Raw genomic sequence first — 21,033 nt, forward strand, 5'->3', positions numbered from 1 at the left:
GCCCTCGGTTCACACGCATCCGCTTGGTCTCAGTCGGCCTTGAGGGCCATTTCCGTTTCGCCGTCGAACAGATGCATTCGCTCCTGATCGAACTCGAGCCAGATCTGTTCGTCGGGCGCCACGGCAATGGTCGGCGGCACGCTGACATTGACGATGGCTCCAGACAGAAACGCCTGTACGAAGGTGACGTCCCCGGTCGGCTCCACCGTGTAGGCCTTGGCAGGGACGCTGCCAGGCATCGCACTCTTGTGCAGCCTGATCGTCGAGTGACGTGCGCCGAGCACGACTTTCCTGGTTGTTGCCCTTGCGACCTTCTGGGCGTTGATTGGCGAGAGCTCGAGGTACCACCCCTCCGGGCTGGTCAGCACAGTATTGCCGCTTGCCGTTGATGCCTCCAGCGGAACAAGGCTCATTGCCGGGCTGCCGACGAAGCTCGCGACGAACATGTTCACCGGATGGGCAAAGACCTCTGCCGGTGAATCGTATTGCTGCAGGTAGCCGCCATTCATCACCGCCATCCTGTCGGCCATCGTCACCGCTTCGAGTTGGTCGTGCGTCACGTAGATGACCGTCGCCTTGAGGTCCTGGTGGAAGCGCTTGATCTCCGAGCGCATCTGCACGCGCAGCTTTGCATCGAGGTTGGAGAGTGGCTCATCCATCAGGAATACCGCCGGATCTCGAACAAGGGCGCGGCCCAGCGCCACGCGCTGCTGTTGCCCGCCCGAAAGTTCGCGTGGCTTGCGCTCGAGCAGCTGCGTCATGTCGAGCACTCGCGCTGCTTCCCTGACCTTCTTGTCGATTTCGTTCCTTGGCAATTTGCGCATCTGCAGCGGGAACGCCAGATTTTTATAGACCGATTTCTGCGGATAGAGTGCGTAGTTCTGGAACACCATTGCGATGTCCCGGTCCTTGGGGTCGAGATCGTTGACCACCCGGTCGCCGATGACGATGTCGCCGGAGGTGATGGGGATGAGCCCCGCCACGAGATTGAGTGTGGTTGTCTTGCCGCAGCCTGAAGGGCCGACAAGCGCAACGAATTCGCCGTCGTTGACCGTCAGCGAAACATTGTTGACAGCTTTGAAGCTGCCATAGGTCTTGACCAGATTCTTGAGGACCACGTGGGCCACCGGCAACTCCCCTAGTGCTTGACTGCGCCTTCCGTGAGTGCGCGTACGAAGTATCGTTGCAGGACGAGGAACAGGACCACGACGGGCACGCTCATCATGAAGCTGGCCGCCATCAGGCCCGGAAAGTCCGTTGTATTTTCCGAAAAGAAGCGCTGGATGCCGACGGGCAGTGTCAACTGCTCGTTCTTGGATAGGAAGGTGTAGGCGTAGATGTACTCGTTCCACGCGCCAATGAAGGAGTAGATCGCCGTGGCGATGATGCCTGGCGCCGAGAGCGGCATCACGATGAGGATAAATGCCTGGAACCGCGTGGCCCCGTCGATGCGCGCCGCCTGCTCGAGTTGCACCGGGATGTTGTCGTAGAAGCCCTTGAGGAGCCAGATTGCCAGCGGCAGGCCGAATGTGAGGTAGGTGAGGATGAGCGACCCATGCGTGTTCACGAGTCCGATCGCGCGCATCAGGATGAAGAGCGGTACGAGAAAGATCACTGCCGGAAACATGTTCCGAAGCAAGACGGTGAAGAACAGAAAGTTCCGGCCCGGGAAGGTGAAGCGTGAAAAGGCGTAGGCCGCAGGAACTGCCACGATCACAGAAAGGATGGTTGTGGCGGTGGCGACGAAAAGGCTGTTCCAGAAGAAGCGCAGGAAGTCCTGGCCGACGCTGTTTTGCGGGTCGAGCAGCTTCTGGTAGCTGGCGAGCGTGGGTTGGTCCGGCCACCATTGCGGCGGGAATTGCATGGCCGCGAAACCTGACTTGATCGAGGTGATCAGCATCCAGATCATCGGCAATGCGGTGTAAAGCAGCATGAACACAAGGAAGATGCGTCCGCCCCACCGCCATCCATCAATGCGCCTACGGCGACGCGCCTGGCTTCGATGAGCAGTTTCGGCAATCGTGCTCATTCATTTCCATCCTTCTGCTCGTTGCCGCTCAGTGCGCGGACGTAGAAGTAGCCGAGCGACATCAGGATCAGGAACAGCAGCACAGAATAGGCCGATGCCACCCCCCAACGCTGGCGGCCGAAGGCGAGTTCATAGATGTGGGTGATCCAGATATGCGATGCATTCGACGGCCCGCCGCCGGTCATGATCCAGGGGATGATGAAGGAATTGAAGTTGGCCACAGCCAGCAGAAGGATCGTCACCGTCGAAACGTTTCTCAGGTGCGGAAAGGTGACGTGCCAGAACCGCTGCCATGCATTGGCCCCGTCGACTTTTGCGGCGCGCAGCAACTGGTCGGGAACCGTCTGCAGGCCGGCCATCATCATGATCATCGCAAATGGAAACTCTCGCCAGATATTGACGACGATCAGCGAGGGCAGCACCGTGCTGACGCTGTCGATGAAATTCGGCGGCCGGTCGGCCAGTCCGAGGCCGACAAGCACCGCGCCAATGATCCCGAAGTCCGAATGGTAGATCCACTTCCAGATATAGGACGCGGCAACCGCGCTGATGACCCAGGGAATGATCAGGATGGCACGCAGGATGCCCCGGCCGACAAAGTCGCGATGGAGCGCCAGGGCACAGGCAAATCCAAGGACAAATGAGATGAAGGTCGATCCCAGTGTCCAGATGAGAGTGTTCGAGGTGACCTTCCAGAATACCGGACTTGTGAGGATGGCGATGTAGTTGTCGAGGCCGACGAAGATCTTGTCCCGAAGCTGCAGGCCAGGCGGTGTATTGAAGAACGACAGCTCGATCGTGTAGTAGATCGGGTAGGCTATGACGACAAGCATCACGGCAATCGCGGGAAGCACGTAGGCGTAGTCGGCGCGATGCTCCCACATCTTTCGCAGCACGCCGGGCCTGTCGGGGTGCAGTCTTCGGCTAACCTCGGCCTTGCCAGTCAAGATCGTCACTGTGCCGCACCCTTGTTCTTTTGAGCAAACCGGCTGCGATCAGCGCAGCCGGTCAGATCGTCAGGCCCGGACTAGAGTCCGCCATCCGTCAGGTCTTTTACCTTCTTGGCTGCGTCGTCCGCTGCTTGGTCGACGGTCATGGCCCCGGTCAGGGCATTCTGCAGCATGTCCGGGACGATGATGTTCATGATCTCGGGGGACTGCGGCAGCGCCGGGAACGGGATGCCGTATGGCAGCATCGAGGTCGTGACATCGAGGAACTTGATGCTGTCCAGACGTTCCTTCATCCATTTGGTCTTGAAGCCGTTAAGATTTCCCGGGTTCGAGCCGGCATAGGCCATCTTCAGCGACCATTCGGGGCTCGTCCACATGCAGATGATAGCCTTTGCAGCCGGCTCGTCTACCTTGCCGCCCTCCACATATTCGGGCTTCAGGATATGAATGTTGGAGCCGCCAAACACGACGGCACGCTTGCCGTCCGGGCCGGTGGGAATGAGGCCATAGCGCATGTTGTCGATTACCGTCTGCGCCTTGACCTTGTCGGTATCCGTCGCCTTTTTCTGCAGGTCGAGCATGACGTTGTAGTCGGACGGGTGCGAGATCATCATGCCGAGCTGGCCGGCGAGGAAGAGGGGCTGGTTGTCGGCCTGCTGGTTGGTAAGTGCCGAAACCGGAACCGACTTGTCGCGCACGTACATATCGTAGGAAGCTTGCAGGGCCGCCTTGCTCTGCGGTGAGTTCAGCTCGACCACCTTATACGTCGGGTTGGCCGTCGCTTCGTCGAAGACGCCGCCGCCATAGGCCCACAGCTGAGGCATGAAGCGGTACGGTGTATTTCCGGCATTCTTGCGCGCCACGAGGCCATAACCGGCAATGCCGAGCTTGTCGTGGATCTGCTTGGAATACTTGACGACGTCGTCCCAGGTTGCTGGAGCCTTGTCCGGATCAAGGCCTGCACGCTTGAAGATGTCGGCGTTCCAGATGAACGCCATCGTTTCGTTGTTGGTGGGAATGCCGTAGGTCACCCCATCCCAGGTTACAGCCTTCATTGCGCCCGGCCAGAAATCCTCGGTCGAATACCCTACATCCTCGGGTTTGAGCGGCTGCAAATATCCCTTTGCGGCGAACTCCGTGCCGCCGAGGATTTGCAGGCGGACCGCCATCGGTGCTGCATTGCCAAGGAGTGCGGTCCGGAACTTGTCCAGCAGGTCGTTATAGGTGAGAGCCTGTTCCTCAAGCTGGATGTTTGGATAGGTTTTGCGGAAGGTCTGGAAGAAGTCCTTGTAATATTCGCGCAGGAGGTCGGGGTCGCCCTCGAACACGCCCTGATACCAGAAAGTCAGTCGCCCCTTGTAGTCGAGCGGGGTGACCTTGGCGCAATCGCCCGCCGTGTCAAAATCCTGAGTGCCGGCAATGGAGCGCACATATTGCGGCGACCACTTGCTCAAATCGATCGACGCACCGAGCGCCGACGCAGACATCAACGATATCATCAAGGCGGTTGAGACAGTGCCGCGCAGGACGGCACCTCCGAGTGAAATCCTCGTCATAGGTATCCTCCGGGTTCGCTCCCATGCCGCCCTGCCTCAAGGCGAGCGGTCTTTTGCTCCTCGGCCCCAGGACGTTTGTATCCAGTGTATGCCTTAAAGCTAATCATACGTTTTCAGATCGTCGATTGCCTGTCAACCGGCGAAATCGTACATTGTTTGGAGGAGCTTCGCGTGATACTTAAGAAATGCGTGTATTAATTGGGGACAGTCTTGGCCGATACGAGCGCTTTCAAAGCACAGCCACCCGAAGGGATCGACGCGATCGGGGCCTCCAGCGAGGGTGCCTCGCTCTATCAGCTGATCAGGGAAGACATCATCGAAGGGCGGCTCGCCGCCAACGAACGGCTCGTGGTCACCGATCTCGCCCGACGTCACGGCACCTCGACCAACCCCGTGCGCGAGGCTCTGCAATTGCTGCGCGGGGAGGGCTTTGTGACCCTTGTTCCCAATCGCGGAGCGCGCGTCCGGCCGATTGATCAGGATTTTGTTCGGGACATCTACGAGATCGGCGTCTTGATCGAGCCGGCACTGACACGATGGTTCGTCAGCATGGCGACTGTCGAAGACATTGCTGAACTCGAACGCATCCAGGCGCTGATTGAAGAGAACGACTTCGCCGATACGCTCAGGCACAGTGAGCTCGACACCGCCTTTCACACCGTAATGTACCAGAGGCACTATAACCGCCATGCCGCCGAGCTTTGGTGGAAGCATCGCGAAGTGCTTCGGGCCGTGAGCCGGCGTTTCAACTTCACACTCGCCCGGCGCGCGGCGATCCTTAGCGAGCATCGAGAGCTCATCGAGCACGTAAAGGCGGGCAACGCGAACGAGGCAGCCGAGCTTATTGCGCGCCATGTGGAGGGCTCCGGCCGACACATCCTCGAACACATGCGTGCACGCAACGCCGCTCGGGCAGGATAGAAAAGATCGCCTGGAATATCGTTATCCCGACCACTTCGGATAAAGGCAGTTGAGATGAAAATCACCAGCGTGCGGCCGTGGCTGATCAAGTCCGAGGCTTCTTATTGGGGAGAGTTTCTGTTCGTCGAGGTGACGACAGATGAGGGGGTGAGCGGCTGGGGAGAGATCACCACCACGACAAGGCTTGCCAATCGCGCCCTCTGCACGATCCTGCGGCAGATCGGTGCCGCAGTGACGGGCGAGGACCCGGCGCGTATCGAGTATCTCTGGCACAAGATATTCCGCAGCTTCACCTATATGGGCAGTCGCGGGGCCGCGGTCGAATGCGTGAGCGCCATTGACATTGCTCTCTGGGACATACGAGGCAAGGTACTCGGCAAGCCGATTTACGAGCTGTTGGGCGGATCGGTACGCGATGAAATCGCGCTCTACACCCACCCCAACCAGGCCAAATTTACCAGCAAGGAGGCTGTCGTCCGCGAAATTCGCGACATCGTCGAATCCGGCCACACTGCGCTCAAGTTCGATCCTTTCCCCTACCAAGGCCGCAATTCCGAGGGGCAGCCTCGCGAACAGCGGGACGGATACCTCGATGGCAGCATGTCCCGCAAGGACGAGCGCGAAGCCGCCGAACTCACGGCTCTGATCCGGGAAACGGCAGGCTCTGATGTCGACATTCTCATCGATGCGCATGGCCGGTTCGACGTTCCGACCGCCATTCGCCTTTGTCGAAGCCTCGAGGAAGCTGGTCAGATCGACTGGTTCGAGGAGCCCTGTCCGCCGGAGAGCCTCAACGCTCTCCGACAGGTCCGTGAGAAGGTCAGCGCCGCCATCTCCTGGGGCGAGCGCGGCCACACCAAGTGGGATTTCGTGCCGGTGCTCGAAAACAGGCTCGCTGACTACATCATGCCTGATGTCACCTGGACCGGCGGCATTACTGAACTCAAGAAGATTTCTGCCCTGTGCGAAGCCTACTACATCCCGGTCTCGCCGCATGACGCCGCAGGGCCGATCAACGTGGTTGCGGGAGCGCAGGTGATGATGACCGTTCCCAACTTCTACAAACTCGAAACGTCGGAGTGGAACCTCGGCAAATACGATCACCTCATCGACAGACCGCTCGATGTTTCGAACGGTAGCCTCAAGCTTTCGCCGAGGCCCGGTCTCGGCGTTGAAATGAACCGCGACTATCTTCAAGACCACGAGATAGAGTTGGCCTAGCAACGCTCTACGCCGCCCCCGCAAGCGCGGCGACGAGCCCCACCCACCAGAACGAGGACAAGTCATGCCAGAGGCAGATGGAGCCGACGAGGCGCTCAATCGGGTGAACATGCATTCCAAGCCGTCCGACCTTCGCATCACCGACATGCGGGTAGCCGAAATTGTCGGCGCGCCGTTCACCTCGGTGCTGCTCAAGATTTACACCAACCAGGGCATCGTCGGGCTTGGCGAGGTGCGTGACGGTGCCAGCGCCACCTATGCCCTGATGCTGAAGAGCCGGTTGCTTGGCGAGAACCCTTGCAACATCGATCGACTGTTTCGCCGGATCAAGCAGTTCGGCGGGCACGGCCGGCAGGGCGGTGGCGTATCGGCGGTTGAAATCGCGTTGTGGGATCTGGCCGGCAAGGCCTATGGCGTCCCCATCTACCAGATGCTCGGCGGCCGGTTTCGGGAAAAAGTGCGCGTCTACTGCGATACCGACGCCACCGTGCCGAGCGGCACCGAGACAGGAAAGCGCCTCAAGCAGCGCATGGAGCTCGGCTTCACCTTCCTCAAGATGGATCTTGGGCTGATGCAGATCGCGGATGTGCCCGGTGCGGTCGTGTTTCCGGCCGGCTCACTGGAAGGCTACCGCCACAGTCCCACTCGCGGGCCGCTGAAGACCAATGACGAGCGGCGCATCCGCAACGCTGCGTACGATTTGCATAACGTCCAGCACCCGTTTACCGGCCTTCACTTTTCCGACAAGGGCCTCGACCTGCTTGAGCAATACATCGCCGAGGTTCGGGAGGTCATCGGCATGGACGTGCCGCTCGCGATCGACCATATCGGCCATATCTCGTTGCAGAACGGCATTCGCCTCGCCAGGCGAATTGAAAAATACGTGCCAGCCTGGCTCGAGGATGTGATCCCTTGGCAATACACCGAGCAGTACCAGCGACTGCAGGACGCCACCACGGTGCCGATCTGCACCGGCGAGGATATCTATCTCAAGGAGGGCTTCGAGCCTCTGCTCAAGAGCGGCGGCGTCTCCGTTATCCACCCGGACCTGCTCACCAGCGGGGGCATCCTCGAGACCAAGAAGATTGGCGATATGGCGCAGGACGATGGTGTCGCCATGGCCATCCATATGGCAGAAAGTCCAATCGCCGCAATGGCTGCGGCACATGTCGCGATCGCGACCGAAAATTTCATGGCGCTCGAATACCACTCCGCCGATGTCGACTGGTGGGACGATATCGTCACGGGCCTTCCCAAACCGCTGGTGAAGAACGGCTTCATCACTGTTCCGGACAAGCCGGGGCTGGGGATTGACGACGTCGTCGACGAGGTGATCTCGCGGCATCTGCAGCCGGGTGTCACCGGCATTTGGCAGCCTACGGATCACTGGGACAATGAGTATTCCTGGGATCGCACCTGGAGCTGAGGAAAAAAGGAACGAAGATGAAGATCACCGATCTGCGCTGCGCCGTTATCGGCAAGCACCCGATCGTCCGCATCGTTACGGACGAGGGCCTCTATGGCCTGGGCGAAGTCGAATTCACCAAGTCCTACCTCAAGCCCTTTGTGCTGCATTTCCGCGAGGCGCTGGTCGGCGAGGACCCGACCGACGTCGAGAGAATAATGCTGAAGATCCGCCAACGCGGCTCTTTCAAGCCGTACGGCGCCGCGGTGAGCGCTATTGAACATGCGTTGTGGGATATTGCTGGCAAGGCCGCGGGCGTGCCCGCCTATAAGCTGCTCGGCGGCAAGGTGCGGGACAAGGTGCGCGTCTACAACGGCTCGGTTCGCCAAAAACGCACGGGCGACCGGCCGGAGGATTACGCCGCTGACGTCAAGTGGATGATGGAGCAGCCGCAGAACTTCTTCATGATCAAGCAAGGGATCTCGTTCCACTCCAACATGAAGGACACGATCGAGGGCTTCCACTACGGCGTGACGCAGAAGAAGGCCGGCTATCACGGCGCCATGGATCAGGGTATGATCAGCGAGCGCGGTTTCAATCACATGATCGACTGCGTGATCGCAATGAAGGAAGTGCTGGGCGACAAGGTCAGCCTGGCGCTCGACTGCGGCCCCGGCTGGATGCTGCCCGATGCGATCAAGTTCGCCCGCGCGGTCGAAAAGTACAATTTGATGTGGCTCGAGGACATGCTGACTGGCGACTACGTGCCATGGGTCAATCCGCAGGCCTATCGGGAGCTGACAACCTCCACCTCGACGCCAATCCACACTGGTGAGCAGATCTACCTGCGACACAATTTCAAGGAGCTGATCGAAACGCAGGCGGTACGCGTCATCGGCCCCGATCCAGCCGATGTCGGAGGCATTGCCGAGCTCAAATGGATCGCCGAGCACGCCTACATGCACTCGATCCTGATGGCACCACACGGCACTGCCAACGGTCTGCTTGGCCTCGGCGCGTTGATCAATGTCTGCGCCACCTTGCCGGCAAATTACATCGCTTTCGAATATCCCACCGCCTCCGATCCCTGGTGGGAGGACCTGGTAATCGGCCTGCCGTCGCAGATCGTAAAGGACAGCATGGTGGACCTGCTGGAAGCGCCGGGGCTCGGCCTCGATATCGACGCTGAAGCGGCCAGGAGATATCTGAGGGAAGAGGATGCGGGCTTTTTCGACTGAAGCGTTGTCCACTTGCCCGCAGCAGCGATAGGAGCGGCGAAACCGGTCCGCGTCTTCTATATTCCCGCGTCCTCAGGGGCGGCTTCTCGAATCGTGTTCCATATACAACTGACCACTATTCCTCGAATACCTTGCCGGTGCGAGCCTCGAGCCGGTAGCGGTTGCCGGGATAGATGAGCCGGGCGGTGGAGACGACGTGCCGCCCCGACCAGGTGCGGCGGCGGATGGCCAGGCAAGGCTCGCTCTTCAGGATCGTCAGGAGCTTGCACTCCCAGGACTGCGGCATGGCCGCCTCGACGATGTGCTCGGATCCGCTCAGCGGGGCGGCAGCCGTCAGATAGGCGTTTGGGGTCAGGGAGGCAAAGTCCTGCGCCAGATAGTCGGGGGCTGCTGCCGGATTGACAAACCGGTCTTCGATCTGCACCGGCACGCCGTTTTCGCTGTGCACGATCAGGGAGTGAAAGACGGGTGCTCCGATGTCGAGCTCCAGTGCGTCGGCCGTCTCGGGAGATGCTGTCTCTTGCGCCAGAACCACCACCGAGGCCTCATGCGCGTTGCCGCGCTCAGCAATCTCTTCGGCAATATTGCGCACCTCGAACAGGGCCGAATACCCCTTGCGCTCCGCGACAAAGGAGCCGACGCCCTGGATGCGAACCAGCTCGCCTTCGTTTGCGAGTTCACGCAATGCCCTGTTGGCGGTCATCTTGCTGACGCCGAGTTCGTTCACCAGTTCGTTTTCGGAAGGCACGCGATGTTTCGGAGGCCACTCGCCGCTATGGATGCGGTCGAGTATCATCTGCTTGACGCCGGCGTAGAGCGGTGCGGTATCGTTATCCCTCATCATCTCGCTTGGACGCTTCATTGCCTATTCCCTTTGCAATCGCGGAATCCGCTCGATAAGTCGACTTTCCTCTTGCATAACACAAAATATCTCATATGGTACCATATACAACCTCTCGAAAGATCGATCAACAAGATCGGCGTCGAGCAAGCCGGCGAAGACCGGTGTCGGACCGCAAGGTCAATCGTCACTTCAGAGGAGATAGAACCAATGAAATTCAGCGCGCTTCTTCTTTCCAGCGCCTTTGCGCTCTCGGCCTTCGTCGCGCCCGTCGCCGCCAAGGACTGGAAGACGGCCACCATTACGCTTGAGGGGGCCTATGCGCCCTGGAACATGACCAATGCCGATGGCACTCTCGGTGGCTTCGAGCCCGAACTTGCCAAGGTTTTGTGCGAACGTGCCAAGATCGACTGCAAGCTCGTCGCATCCGACTGGGATGGCATGATCCCGGCACTCAATGCCGGCAAATTCGACGTCATCATGGATGCGCTGTCGATCACCGATGACCGCAAGAAGGTCATCGGCTTCACCATCCCTTATGCTGCGACGCCGGCCGCTTTCGCGACCGCCAAGGACAGCCCGCTTGCCAATGCAGCCGGTACCGGTGCGACGATCAAGATGACGCCCGGCCAGACCGGCGTTAAGGAAGTCGATGCGCTGAAGGAGGCCTTCAAGGGCAAGACGATCGGAATTCAGGCCGCGACCGTTTACGCGAAGTTCGTTTACGACAATTTCGGCGATATCGCCGAGATCCGCGAGTACAAGACCGGCGCCGACCGCGATCTCGATCTGCAGAACGGCCGTATTGATCTTGGCTTCGACGATGCCGTGTATTTCGCCAATGCCTTCCAGTCCGCAAACGACACGCTGGCCTTTACCGGCCCCGAGATCGTTGGCCCGATCTGGGGCGAGGGCGAGGGTCTCGGCATCCGCCAGGCCGATACCGACCTTCGTGACAAGTTCAACGAAGCGATCAAGTCCGCACTCGCCGACGGTACCGTGAAGAACCTCTCGATGAAGTGGTTCAAGGTCGACGTCAGCCCGCAGAACTGATTTCCGGCTAAGGCCGGAGGTCCCGGTCTCCGGCTTCAAGGCCGGGGACCGCATGCTATTCTGACACCGCCGGGACAGCGGCGGGCGCGGGGAACATGATATGGCTACACTGGAACTGATTGGGTTCGGCTCGACCGGATGGGGGGCGCTGCTTCTGCTCGCCGCGTTGATGACGCTTGCCGTGACCGCAAGCGCGCTTGCGATCGGCGCGGTGCTCGGCGCGATAATCTCTGCTGCCAAGCTCTCCGGCAAGGCTTGGCTTGTTGCGCTCGGCAACGTCTACACGACGGTCTTTCGCGGTGTGCCGGAATTGCTGATCATCTACCTGATCTATTTCGGAGGGTCCTCCGCAGTCACCTCGATCGGCAAGGCGATGGGCTATGAGGGCTTCCTCGGGCTGCCGTCGTTTCTGGCCGGTGCTTTGGCTGTGGGGATCATCTCCGGTGCCTATCAGGCGGAAGTATTCCGCGGGGCGTACCTTGCCATTTCCAAGGGTGAATTGGAGGCGGCATCAGCGATCGGCATGCATCGCGGTCTGCGCTTTCGCCGGATCATCATTCCGCAGGTGCTGCGCTTCGCAATCCCCGGTCTCGGCAACGTCTGGCAGCTCAGCCTCAAGGATTCCGCACTGATCTCGGTGACCGGTTTGGCGGAACTTATGCGCACCAGCCAGGTCGCCGCCGGTTCGACACGACAGTATTTCCTGTTCTTCATCGTCGGCGGCATCCTCTACCTGATCCTGACAAGCCTCTCCGACCGGGTTTTCAATGGCGCAGAGCGGCGCGCCAATCGCAGCATGCCGACAGCGGCCATGGGAAAGGCGTGAGGTAACACGATGGATTTCGCTTTTCTCGCCCAAACGATGACGACCCTGCTCAAAGCCGTCCCGATGACCTTGGCTCTGTTCTCCCTCTCGGTCTTCTTCGGTGGTCTTCTGGCCCTGCTGATCGTCTGGATGCGTGTCGCCGGCAATCCGGTGCTGTCGTCGATTGCCAAGGGATATATCTTCATCTTTCGCGGCTCGCCGCTGCTGATCCAGATGTTCCTCGTCTTTTATGGCCTCGGCCAGTTCGGCTTCATCCGCTATTCCTTCCTTTGGCCGTTCCTGCGTGAACCGTTCGTTTGTGCGGTACTGTCACTGGCACTCTGCACCGCCGGCTATTCTGCCGAGATCTTCCGTGGTGGCATTCGCGCCGTCTCGCCGCGCGAGATCGAGGCCGCTCGCTCGATCGGCATGTCCGGTGCTCTTCTCGTGCGCCGCATCCTGGCGCCGATCGCATTCCGGCACGCGCTTCCGGCCTACTCCACCGAGATCGTCCTGATGATGAAATCGACGGCACTCGCAAGCCTGGTCACCGTATGGGAAGTGACCGGCGTGGCACAGCGGCTGATCTCGCAAACATACCGCACGATGGAAGTGTTCCTCTGTGCGGCGATCATCTATCTCGTTCTCAACTTCATCATCCTGCAGGCGATGTCCCTGCTTGAATATTCGCTCTCGCGACACCGCCGTGCGATCCCGCCGGCGCTGAAAGCCTGAGAGCCCTCCGGACACGATTGGAGCTTCCATGCCAGGCGTTACCCGACTTTCCGTCCGCAACATCCGCAAAAGCTTCGGCACGCACGAGGTCTTGCGTGGCATCTCGCTCGATGCCGAGGATGGCGACGTCATTTCCCTGCTCGGTGCCTCGGGTTCGGGCAAGTCCACCTTCCTGCGCTGCATCAACCTGTTGGAAACGGCAACCGACGGCGAGATCTGGGTGGATGGCGAGCAGATCCGCATGATCCACAAGGGCGGCACGAGCCGGCCGGCGAGCCAGAAGCAGGTCGACCATATCCGCTCGGAACTGGGCATGGTCTTCCAGTCCTTCAATCTGTGGTCACACATGACGATCCTGCAGAATGTAATCGAGGGACCGGTCCACGTGCTCAAGCGTCCGCGTTCCGAATGCGTCGCCGAGGCAGAGGCGCTTCTCGAAAAGGTCGGCATTGCCGACAAGCGCCACGCCTATCCAGCGCACCTGTCGGGCGGCCAGCAGCAGCGCGCAGCGATCGCCCGGGCACTCGCGATGAAACCGAAAGTCATGCTCTTCGACGAGCCGACGTCGGCGCTTGACCCGGAGCTCGTCGGCGAGGTGTTGCGTGTCATGCGCGCGCTTGCCGAGGAGGGGATGACGATGCTGGTCGTCACGCACGAGATGAGCTTTGCGCGCAATGTTTCCAATCGCGTTGTCTTCATGAAGGAAGGCCTGGTCGAGAGCATCGGCGCACCGGACGATATGTTCGGGGGAGGCGCGTCACCGGCCTTCCGGCAGTTCATCGGTCATTTCGGAAGCGGGCAATGACGGTCACCATCGACACGCTGATCGGCTGGCGTGACATCGCACGCGTTGCGGCCGGCGAGACACTTGCGCTATCACCCGCAGCCTGGGGTCGCGTCGACAATGCCAGCCGGATCATTGAACGCATTGTCGAGACAGGGATACGTGCCTACGGCATCAATACAGGCGTCGGCGCGCTTTCAGATACGGTCGTCGATCGCAACTCCCAAAGCCGGCTGTCGCGCAACATCGTCCTCAGTCACGCCTGTGGCGTCGGCGAACTCCTGGCGGGCCGCGAGGTCCGGGCAATCATCGCGGCGCAAGTCGCCAATTTTGCGCATGGCCATTCCGGCGTACGGGCGGACATCATCCGCCACCTCACGGCATTTTTGGAGCACGATTGCGTGCCTGATGTCCCGTCGAGGGGCTCAGCCGGTTACCTCACGCACAATGCCCATACTGCGCTCGTCCTCATCGGGGAAGGAAGCGCATCGGTGGCGGGCAAGCGCATGAACGGCCGGGAGGCTCTCGATGCCCTTGGTCTTGCTCCACTCGTGCTCGGTGCAAAAGAGGGGTTAAGCCTCGTCAACGGAACGGCCTGTGCAACGGGTTTAGCCAGCGTCGCGCTAGCACGCGCGAACCATCTGCTCGACTGGGCCGATGCTGTGGCGGCCCTGACGCTGGAAGCTTGCGGGTGTCAGATGGCGGCCTTCGACGAGACGGTGCTAGCGCTTCGTCCGTCGCGCGGCATCGCGCATGTCGGCGCTTCCTTGAGGCGGCGCCTGAAAGGCAGCGGGCTGATCGCAGCCGCGCTCGCAAAACGCACGCAGGATGCGCTCAGCCTGCGCTCGGTCCCGCACGCCCATGGAGCAGCTCGCGACGTCTTTGACAATGCATCCGACGTTGTCGATCGCGAACTTGCCTCAGTCACCGACAATCCGGCGGTCTCGGGAACACCTGAAAATCCTGTCGTGTCGTCGGAGGCTCATGCCGTGGCGCCAGCCCTCGCGCAGGCGTCCGACGGCCTGGCGATCGCCCTTGCGCAGATATCGGCCATGAGCGAGCGCCGTATGGATCGGCTCGTCAATCCGCTGATCAGCAACCTCCCGCCTTTTCTGGCGAGCGATGCCGGCAGTAATTCCGGCTTCATGATCGCGCAATATACCGCTGCCGCGCTCAGCAACGAGAACCGCAGGCTGGCCGCACCCGCTTCCACCGATGGCGGCGTTACCTCCGGCCTGCAGGAGGATTTTCTCGCGCATCCAACGGCTGCGGCAAATAAGCTCCTTTCGGTCATCGACAACGCCGAATACATTGTCGCCATCGAGTTGATGGCGGCAGCCCAGGCGCATGACTTCCTGGCGTCGACAGCAAAGCGCGCCGACGCGACGGACGCAATCCACCGTGCGGTACGTCAGGCCGTCCCGCATTACGCCGACGATCGCCCGTTGGCTGCCGACATCGAAGCGCTTCGTAGCTTTATCCGGCAAGAAGCACCGCCCGAATTGATCTGAGGAGCAGAAATGACAGCTGATTTCGACGTTGCCGTGATCGGCCTCGGCGCCATGGGAAGCGCTGCCATCTCCTTCCTTGCGGCGCGCGGCGCCAGGACGATTGGCATCGACGCCTATTTTCCTGCCCATGCGCTCAGCTCTTCGCATGGGGATAGCCGGCTGATCCGGATGGGCTACTTCGAAGATCCGTCCTATGTGCCGCTGCTGCAGCGCGCCTATAGCAACTGGCGCGCTTTGGAGGCGCGGCTTCGCACGGAAATTCTGACGATCACCGGTGTTCTCCAGATCGGGGCTGAAGACAGCAAGATCGTTACGGGCACACGCGCGTCCTGCAAGATGCACGGCCTGCCGCATGAGGTCCTCGACAAGATGGACGTGGCGCGTCGGTTTCCCGCCTTCCAACTGGATGACGAGGACGTTGCTGTCCTCGATCCGGAGGGGGGCTATCTCAGGCCCGAGGCGGCTGTCATGGGTTATCTCAAACTTGCAGCGCAGGATGGTGCGGTTCTTCACTTCGGCGAACGGGTAACTGCGATCGAGCCGGGCGACGGCGGGGTCACGATCCGATCGGCTGAGGGCCACTATCGTGCCAAAAAGGTGGTGGTTGCCACCGGCTCGTGGATCGCCGAACTCATTCCCGATTTGAAGGAACATGCGGTGCCGATCCGACAGGTCGTCGCCTGGTATCAGCCGCAGGACGGATTTGCGACGGAACCACAGCGCATGCCGTGCTTCCTTCGGGACGAGGGGGCAGACGGCTCTTACTTCGGTTTTCCGGCGATCGGCATGGACAGCGTCAAAGTCGGGAGGCACGCGCATTTCCGCGAGCCGATCGATCCCAACCAGCCCAATCCGCCCGTCAACGACAGAGATACGGCACTCCTCGATAGCTTTATCGCCAGGCGGGTGCCGGCCGCTGCCGGACCCCGGGTCAGCGCCGTGACATGCCGCTACACGATGCTGCCGAGTGAGGATTTTCTGCTCGACGTTGCCCCTGGCAACCCGAACGTCGTCGTCGCGTCGCCCTGCTCCGGCCATGGCTTCAAGTTCACGAGCGTCGTCGGCGAGATTCTCGCCGACCTGGCACTTCAAGGTGGAACCAGCTTGCCGGTTGCAGCCTTCTCGTTCGATGCGATGAACCGCTTCGTCTCGGTCCGTAAATCGGCGTAACGCTCCAGGCTAGCTGCAGCGCAATCCGGTGTCCGCATTGAATAGGTGGATTGCTTGCGGATCGAAGGTAAGCGTCAGCATCTGACCATTCTCCAAAGTCGTGCGCGGCGGCAGGCAGGCCATCATCCGCTGCGTGCCCGCAAAAGCGGTGACGACAAGCTCCGGTCCGGTCAGTTCGGCAACCTCGCATTTCGCGGGTATCGTGAGGCCGGACGAACCAAGCCGAAGTGCTTCCGGCCGTATTCCGACAATCAGCTTCTGGCCATCTCTGGGCTCGGCTTTAAGTCCGCCCGGAAAAGGTAGCACGATGTCGCTGTCCTCGATCTGAAGTTCGCTGCCGCGAACCGTAGCGTTCAAAAGGTTCATTGGCGGCGCCCCGACAAACGTGGCGACATAAAGAGTTGCCGGCCGATCGTAAATCTCCGACGGGCTGCCGAGCTGCTCGATCCGCCCGTCGCGCATAACCGCAATGCGGGTGGCGAGCGTCATGGCCTCGATCTGGTCGTGCGTCACGTAGACGACCGTGGTCTTGAGCATCTGATGCAGACGCTTGAGTTCGGTGCGCATCTCCATGCGCAATTTTGCGTCCAGGTTGGATAGCGGCTCGTCGAACAGGAAGACTTCCGGCTTGCGCACAAGGGCGCGGCCGATCGCGACGCGCTGGCGCTGGCCACCCGACAGTTGACTTGGCCTGCGGTCGAGCAGGCTTTCGATCTGCAGCAATTTCGCCGCATCGCGTACCGCCGTGTCGCGCTCGGCGCTCGGAACTTTGCGCATCTCCAAGCCGAAGCCGATATTGCGGTGGACAGTCAGGTTTGGATAGAGCGCATAGGACTGGAAGACCATGGCGATGTCACGATCCTTCGGATGCACGCCGAGGACCGAGCGTCCGCCGATACGCACGTCGCCGCTTGTTGCTTCCGCCAGCCCCGCGATGATGTTGAGCAGGGTCGATTTTCCGCAGCCGGAAGAGCCGAGCAGAACGAGAAACTCGCCGCTCTCGAGCGCGATGTCGATGCCCTTCAGGGTTTCGACATCGCCGTATGTCTTGCGGATGTTGGCAATTTCAAGAGCACTCATCGAGCGGGCTCCTCAGATGTGGATGGTCCGCCGTAGTTGCGGGGAAGGGTCGAAATTGCCCGTGATGCCACCGCGGTTCCGGCCCGCAGGCAGTCAGCGAGAGGTTTTTCTTGCGCCAGCGCTGCCAGAAAACCGGCGTTGAAGACATCGCCGGCGCCGATCGTATCGACAACCGTGACGCAGGGAGCCGCAGCGGCGATGCACTGCCCGTCCGCACCAATTGCGAGCGCTCCGTCCGGTCCGCGCTTGACGACGACGATGGCACCCTCCGGCATGTGGGATCGGATTTCGGTCCCCGCTTCGACAGGGTCGTCGAGGCCGGTGAGGGTGGTGGACTCCACTTCGTTGAGCAGCGCAATCGCGCAGCGGGAAAGCCAGTGTCGCGTGGCCTCGCAATTCTCGTTCGTCCAGCCGTCGAGCGGCCAGCCAGTGTCAAGCGCAATCGCAATCTGGTGCTTGTCGGCCCAGTCGAAGAAAGCATCGTACTCGCGGGTCAGATCTTCCGTCAGGAATGAGCCGCAGAGCAACACGAAGCCCCCCGACAGCGTCGTGCCATCCAGGACGGCAAAGACATCGGAAAGGCTGAGGCGGGGCAGGTGACCGCGGGTGGTGAAGAACGTGCGCTCTCCATCGGGATGGGTGATGCCAACCGACAGTGTCGTCTGCTCAGGGCGCACCGGCCACTTCGCGGACCGCTTGCCGAAAGCCTCGGTCAACCAGCGACCGAACTGGTCGTTGCCAACATTGGCGGCGATCTCGAATTCGACGCCAAGACCTTCCCAGGCGAGGGCGCTGTTGCCCGCTGCCCCGCCGACGCGCAGTTCGTCGTGGTCGACGATGATCTCGGTGCCAGCCTTCGGCCAGGGAGCAGCAGGGCCGAGGATGAGGTCGATATTCACGTTCCCGATGACGGCAAGCGGGCGCATCATTCGCTCCGGGTGATCTTTGTCGAGCGCACAGGCGTGCCGGCGTTCTCGACACGCGCATCGGCGAAGGCGACCATGAAGCGCTGTGCCACGGGCAGCATTGCGAAGACTGCAGCCAGGCCCGAAGCCGGCTTGAAGCCGATGGTCACCGCGCCCGCAACCGGGGCTTCACCCGATGCATCGAAGATGATGACCGGAGCGCCGGTTTCGACGGCTGATACGGCCATGGCCGTGACCAGACCGGCGGTGCTGTCCTGTCCCCGGAAAAGAACGACACCGACGGCCGGGCCGAGCATCTCCATCGGTCCATGCCGCAACTGCCCGCCTTCGAGCGAAAAGCAGGGAAGGCGGGAGAGTTCCGTCAGGCCAAGGGCCAGCGCTTCGGCAAGACCCTGCAGGCGCCTGCCCGAGGTAACGACCGTCGCCACGTTATCGAGAGCTGCAAGAGCGATGTCGATGACTGGTGTTTCCGGGGCGGTGAGTGCGGCAAGGGCTGCCGCGGGATCCTCGCCAAGGGCTGCCAGCACCGCAAGATGCAGGGCAAAGGAGACGGTCAGGCTGCGCGTTGCAGCAAACGCCAATTCCGTGCCGCCCGCTCCGATGAGGGAAGGCGCCGTGCGCGCCAGGAATGATCCTTGCTCCAGCGTCAGCCCGAATGTGTCACCACTGCCTCCTGTTTCAAAGAACCAGCGCACCACCTCGGCACTTTCGCCAGATTGCGAGGTGATGATAACTGTTCGGCCGTCGAGCGCGAGCGGTTGTCCGAGTTGCTCGGAAAGCGGTAGAGCGATCGCGTCGATACCGCAGGCACGGTAGAGCGGCTCGACGGCCCGGCCGACGGCATGCGATCCGCCCATGCCGAGAAGAAGAAGCCTGGCGTTTTTCTTCAGCGATTCCGCAATGGCCTGAGCGGTTTGCTTTGCGTTGTCATAGGATGTGAGCGCATCCGCATGCTGACGCGCCATTTCGCGATCAATTGCAATCAGGCCGGCTGGTCGTGTGTTTTCCATGGTCATTGTCATCCCTTGACGCCGCCGCTTGTCAGCCCTGATATCAGGGCGCGTTGCATGACGAGACCAACCAGCACCGGTGGCAGAGCGGCGAGAACACCGGCAGTCGCGATCAGTCCGTAATCGGAGACACGGCCACCGGCCAGATCGGCGATGGCAACCGTGAGTGTCTTGGCGCGCTGATCGGAGGTGAAGAGCAGCGCATAGAAGAACTCGTCCCAGCCGAGCAGGAAAGCAAACAGCGCCGAGGTGGCGACAACAGGCATGGCCAGCGGCAGGGTAATGATCTTCCAGGTCTGGAACAGGCCGGCACCGTCAATCATTGCCGCGGCTTCGATCTCCTTCGGAATGGAATCGAAGCCGGATTTCATCAGCCATGTCGTGAAGGGGGCGAGGATCGTCAGATAGACGAGGGCGAGGCCGAAGACGTTGTTCAGCATGCCGAGATAGGCCAGGCCCATGTAGAGCGGCACGGCAAGCGCAACCGGTGGCAGCATGTAGGTGGCGATGACCATTGAAAGCGACCAACCGACGGAAGGTGTTCGCGACACGGCCCAACCGGCCGGAATCGCCAGCGCGATAGCGGCGATCGTCGCCATGCCGGCAACCTCGATGCTGTTTCTGAGCGACGAGGTGAAGGCGGCGCCAGCGCTGTTCTCGATCGTCGACAGCAAGGCGGTGTACCGGGAGAAGTCTGCCGTTTGCGGCCACCAGCGGAGCGGCTTGGCGGCCAGATCGGCGGCCGGCGAGATGCTCATGATGAACAGCCAGAGAACCGGTGCCAGGATGACGGCCGCAAGCAGCAAGGCGCAGACGTAGATGAAGGCTGTAAAGAATGGGCTCTTGCGTTCCATCAGGCGGCACTCCCTGCGGTCTTGCGCACCAGCGTGGCATAGGCGAGAGCCAGCACCGTTACCAGCAATGTGACGATCAAGGCCAATGAGGCGCCGGAGCCGGCCCGCTGGAAGGAAAACGCTTCCTGATAGACGAGGATCGACAGCGTCCTCGTACTGTTGGCCGGGCCGCCGCGGGTCATGACCCAGATGATGTCGAACACCTTGAAGGCCTCGATGGTGCGCAGCACAAGGGCCACCATCAGCGGACCCGCGAGATAGGGCAGGATCACGAAGCGGAAGCGGGCGAAGGGACCGGCGCCGTCGACCAGTGAGGCGGCAGTGACGTCACGCGGCACCGCTTGTAGGGCAGCAAGCGCAATGAGCGCGACCAGCGGGAAGTTCTTCCAGCAATCGGCGACGATCAGGGCGGCAAGTGCTGTGCCCGGTTCGCCAAGCCAGGAGCGATAGGCGTCGATCAGCCCGACCTGCATCAGCGCGGCGTTGAGCGCGCCGTATTCCGGATTGTAGATCAATCGCCAGAGCGTGGCGTTGACGACGGTTGGCAGTGCCCAGGGAAGGATCATCAGGGCGCGCAGCACCGCGCGGCCCCGGAAATCCTGGTTGAGGAGAAGTGCTGCAAGCACGCCGATCACCATCTCGGCAGCAACCGAGATGACCGCGAACCAGGTGGTCGTGATCAGGGTCCGCTGAAAATTCGAACCGGAGATCATCTTCACGTAGTTGTCGATGCCGACGAAATTGCCTGATGTGCCGACAAGCTTGGCGTCTGTGAAAGACAGGCCGACGGTGTCGACCAATGGCCATCCGATGACGGCGATCATCACGACAAGCAGCGGCAACATCAAAAGCCACGCGCGGGTTGTCATCCAGGTGCCGGACATGAGGCGCCCTCTCAATTCATCGGATTGGTAGAGTGGAAACCAGGCGGCACGGGGCCGCCT

20 protein-coding genes are annotated in these 21,033 nt (G+C 61.0%); 10 read left to right on the top strand and 10 right to left on the bottom strand.

Features of this window, described 5'->3' with window-relative positions:
- Positions 1-29: 29 nt before the first annotated feature.
- The 4 genes from AC1DE4_RS19000 to AC1DE4_RS19015 all read right to left on the bottom strand — a co-directional run bounded on the left by AC1DE4_RS19000 (position 30) and on the right by AC1DE4_RS19015 (position 4,535).
- Entirely contained in the window at positions 30-1,127 is a 1,098-nt protein-coding gene (locus AC1DE4_RS19000) for an ABC transporter ATP-binding protein (RefSeq protein ID WP_477882503.1), read from the bottom strand.
- 11 nt (positions 1,128-1,138) lie between these two features.
- On the bottom strand, positions 1,139-2,029 hold the full coding sequence (locus tag AC1DE4_RS19005; RefSeq protein WP_477882505.1) for a carbohydrate ABC transporter permease: 891 nt from the start codon (positions 2,027-2,029) through the stop codon (positions 1,139-1,141).
- Positions 2,026-2,985, bottom strand: coding sequence for a carbohydrate ABC transporter permease (locus tag AC1DE4_RS19010; protein WP_477882508.1), 960 nt, complete (start codon positions 2,983-2,985; stop codon positions 2,026-2,028). The genes AC1DE4_RS19005 and AC1DE4_RS19010 overlap by 4 nt, the downstream gene beginning before the upstream one ends.
- A gap of 71 nt (positions 2,986-3,056) precedes the next feature.
- On the bottom strand, positions 3,057-4,535 hold the full coding sequence (locus tag AC1DE4_RS19015) for an ABC transporter substrate-binding protein (RefSeq protein WP_025660647.1): 1,479 nt from the start codon (positions 4,533-4,535) through the stop codon (positions 3,057-3,059).
- A gap of 210 nt (positions 4,536-4,745) precedes the next feature.
- On the opposite strand from AC1DE4_RS19015, the gene AC1DE4_RS19020 reads away from it, so the two are divergent.
- The 4 genes from AC1DE4_RS19020 (at position 4,746) to AC1DE4_RS19035 (ending at position 9,320) form a co-directional block, all read left to right on the top strand.
- Positions 4,746-5,456 carry a GntR family transcriptional regulator gene (locus AC1DE4_RS19020; RefSeq protein WP_025660648.1) on the top strand — a complete coding sequence of 237 codons (711 nt, stop codon included), beginning with the start codon at positions 4,746-4,748 and terminating at the stop codon, positions 5,454-5,456.
- Positions 5,457-5,510: 54 nt separating this feature from the next.
- Entirely contained in the window at positions 5,511-6,677 is a 1,167-nt protein-coding gene (locus tag AC1DE4_RS19025; protein WP_025660649.1) for a mandelate racemase/muconate lactonizing enzyme family protein, read from the top strand.
- A 64-nt stretch (positions 6,678-6,741) separates the two neighbouring features.
- The gene (locus AC1DE4_RS19030) at positions 6,742-8,103 is read left to right on the top strand and encodes a mandelate racemase/muconate lactonizing enzyme family protein (RefSeq protein WP_477882511.1); all 1,362 of its coding nucleotides are present in this window, start codon (positions 6,742-6,744) and stop codon (positions 8,101-8,103) included.
- Positions 8,104-8,120: 17 nt separating this feature from the next.
- Positions 8,121-9,320, top strand: a complete 1,200-nt coding sequence (locus AC1DE4_RS19035; protein WP_477882513.1) for a mandelate racemase/muconate lactonizing enzyme family protein — start codon at positions 8,121-8,123, stop codon at positions 9,318-9,320.
- 115 nt (positions 9,321-9,435) lie between these two features.
- Here AC1DE4_RS19035 and hutC read toward each other — a convergent pair whose 3' ends face one another.
- Positions 9,436-10,182: a histidine utilization repressor gene (hutC, locus tag AC1DE4_RS19040; protein ID WP_025660652.1), complete on the bottom strand. Its 747-nt coding sequence runs from the start codon at positions 10,180-10,182 to the stop codon at positions 9,436-9,438.
- 189 nt (positions 10,183-10,371) lie between these two features.
- Between hutC and AC1DE4_RS19045 the strand changes: the two genes are divergently transcribed.
- The 6 genes from AC1DE4_RS19045 (at position 10,372) to solA (ending at position 16,219) form a co-directional block, all read left to right on the top strand.
- The gene (locus tag AC1DE4_RS19045; protein WP_018856020.1) at positions 10,372-11,214 is read left to right on the top strand and encodes a transporter substrate-binding domain-containing protein; all 843 of its coding nucleotides are present in this window, start codon (positions 10,372-10,374) and stop codon (positions 11,212-11,214) included.
- A 100-nt stretch (positions 11,215-11,314) separates the two neighbouring features.
- Entirely contained in the window at positions 11,315-12,040 is a 726-nt protein-coding gene (locus tag AC1DE4_RS19050) for an ABC transporter permease (protein ID WP_018856021.1), read from the top strand.
- A 9-nt stretch (positions 12,041-12,049) separates the two neighbouring features.
- A complete protein-coding gene (locus tag AC1DE4_RS19055; RefSeq protein WP_025660653.1) occupies positions 12,050-12,754 on the top strand; it encodes an ABC transporter permease in 705 nt (234 codons plus the stop codon).
- A 28-nt stretch (positions 12,755-12,782) separates the two neighbouring features.
- Positions 12,783-13,559, top strand: a complete 777-nt coding sequence (locus tag AC1DE4_RS19060) for an ABC transporter ATP-binding protein (RefSeq protein WP_477882516.1) — start codon at positions 12,783-12,785, stop codon at positions 13,557-13,559.
- Positions 13,556-15,049 carry an HAL/PAL/TAL family ammonia-lyase gene (locus AC1DE4_RS19065; RefSeq protein ID WP_477882518.1) on the top strand — a complete coding sequence of 498 codons (1,494 nt, stop codon included), beginning with the start codon at positions 13,556-13,558 and terminating at the stop codon, positions 15,047-15,049. The genes AC1DE4_RS19060 and AC1DE4_RS19065 overlap by 4 nt, the downstream gene beginning before the upstream one ends.
- Positions 15,050-15,058: 9 nt before the next feature.
- A complete protein-coding gene (gene solA, locus AC1DE4_RS19070) occupies positions 15,059-16,219 on the top strand; it encodes an N-methyl-L-tryptophan oxidase (RefSeq protein ID WP_477882520.1) in 1,161 nt (386 codons plus the stop codon).
- A gap of 9 nt (positions 16,220-16,228) precedes the next feature.
- Here the strand turns inward: solA and AC1DE4_RS19075 are convergent, their stop codons facing one another.
- The 5 genes from AC1DE4_RS19075 to AC1DE4_RS19095 are packed head-to-tail and all read right to left on the bottom strand — an operon-like array spanning position 16,229 to position 20,973.
- Positions 16,229-17,299, bottom strand: coding sequence for an ABC transporter ATP-binding protein (locus AC1DE4_RS19075; protein ID WP_477882522.1), 1,071 nt, complete (start codon positions 17,297-17,299; stop codon positions 16,229-16,231).
- Complete coding sequence (locus AC1DE4_RS19080) at positions 17,296-18,225, bottom strand: carbohydrate kinase family protein (RefSeq protein ID WP_477882524.1); 930 nt, start codon at positions 18,223-18,225, stop codon at positions 17,296-17,298. The genes AC1DE4_RS19075 and AC1DE4_RS19080 overlap by 4 nt, the downstream gene beginning before the upstream one ends.
- On the bottom strand, positions 18,225-19,247 hold the full coding sequence (locus tag AC1DE4_RS19085; RefSeq protein WP_477882526.1) for an SIS domain-containing protein: 1,023 nt from the start codon (positions 19,245-19,247) through the stop codon (positions 18,225-18,227). Before AC1DE4_RS19085 ends, AC1DE4_RS19080 begins: the two co-directional genes overlap by 1 nt.
- A complete protein-coding gene (locus tag AC1DE4_RS19090; protein ID WP_025660660.1) occupies positions 19,244-20,089 on the bottom strand; it encodes a carbohydrate ABC transporter permease in 846 nt (281 codons plus the stop codon). Before AC1DE4_RS19090 ends, AC1DE4_RS19085 begins: the two co-directional genes overlap by 4 nt.
- A complete protein-coding gene (locus AC1DE4_RS19095; RefSeq protein WP_018856030.1) occupies positions 20,089-20,973 on the bottom strand; it encodes a carbohydrate ABC transporter permease in 885 nt (294 codons plus the stop codon). Before AC1DE4_RS19095 ends, AC1DE4_RS19090 begins: the two co-directional genes overlap by 1 nt.
- Positions 20,974-21,033: the final 60 nt, after the last annotated feature.

It is taken from the genome of Rhizobium sp. 10N414 (assembly GCF_056394785.1).

Bases quoted from the DNA above. Each gene is read 5' to 3' on its own strand.
- AC1DE4_RS19005 (WP_477882505.1), bottom strand. From the start codon at position 2,029: ATGAGCACGATTGCCGAAACTGCTCATCGAAGCCAGGCGCGTCGCCGT.
- AC1DE4_RS19015 (WP_025660647.1), bottom strand. From the start codon at position 4,535: ATGACGAGGATTTCACTCGGAGGTGCCGTCCTGCGCGGCACTGTCTCA.
- AC1DE4_RS19025 (WP_025660649.1), top strand. From the start codon at position 5,511: ATGAAAATCACCAGCGTGCGGCCGTGGCTGATCAAGTCCGAGGCTTCT.
- AC1DE4_RS19030 (WP_477882511.1), top strand. From the start codon at position 6,742: ATGCCAGAGGCAGATGGAGCCGACGAGGCGCTCAATCGGGTGAACATG.
- AC1DE4_RS19035 (WP_477882513.1), top strand. From the start codon at position 8,121: ATGAAGATCACCGATCTGCGCTGCGCCGTTATCGGCAAGCACCCGATC.
- hutC (WP_025660652.1), bottom strand. From the start codon at position 10,182: ATGAAGCGTCCAAGCGAGATGATGAGGGATAACGATACCGCACCGCTC.
- AC1DE4_RS19045 (WP_018856020.1), top strand. From the start codon at position 10,372: ATGAAATTCAGCGCGCTTCTTCTTTCCAGCGCCTTTGCGCTCTCGGCC.
- AC1DE4_RS19050 (WP_018856021.1), top strand. From the start codon at position 11,315: ATGGCTACACTGGAACTGATTGGGTTCGGCTCGACCGGATGGGGGGCG.
- AC1DE4_RS19055 (WP_025660653.1), top strand. From the start codon at position 12,050: ATGGATTTCGCTTTTCTCGCCCAAACGATGACGACCCTGCTCAAAGCC.
- AC1DE4_RS19060 (WP_477882516.1), top strand. From the start codon at position 12,783: ATGCCAGGCGTTACCCGACTTTCCGTCCGCAACATCCGCAAAAGCTTC.
- AC1DE4_RS19065 (WP_477882518.1), top strand. From the start codon at position 13,556: ATGACGGTCACCATCGACACGCTGATCGGCTGGCGTGACATCGCACGC.
- solA (WP_477882520.1), top strand. From the start codon at position 15,059: ATGACAGCTGATTTCGACGTTGCCGTGATCGGCCTCGGCGCCATGGGA.
- AC1DE4_RS19075 (WP_477882522.1), bottom strand. From the start codon at position 17,299: ATGAGTGCTCTTGAAATTGCCAACATCCGCAAGACATACGGCGATGTC.
- AC1DE4_RS19080 (WP_477882524.1), bottom strand. From the start codon at position 18,225: ATGCGCCCGCTTGCCGTCATCGGGAACGTGAATATCGACCTCATCCTC.
- AC1DE4_RS19085 (WP_477882526.1), bottom strand. From the start codon at position 19,247: ATGACAATGACCATGGAAAACACACGACCAGCCGGCCTGATTGCAATT.
- AC1DE4_RS19090 (WP_025660660.1), bottom strand. From the start codon at position 20,089: ATGGAACGCAAGAGCCCATTCTTTACAGCCTTCATCTACGTCTGCGCC.
- AC1DE4_RS19095 (WP_018856030.1), bottom strand. From the start codon at position 20,973: ATGTCCGGCACCTGGATGACAACCCGCGCGTGGCTTTTGATGTTGCCG.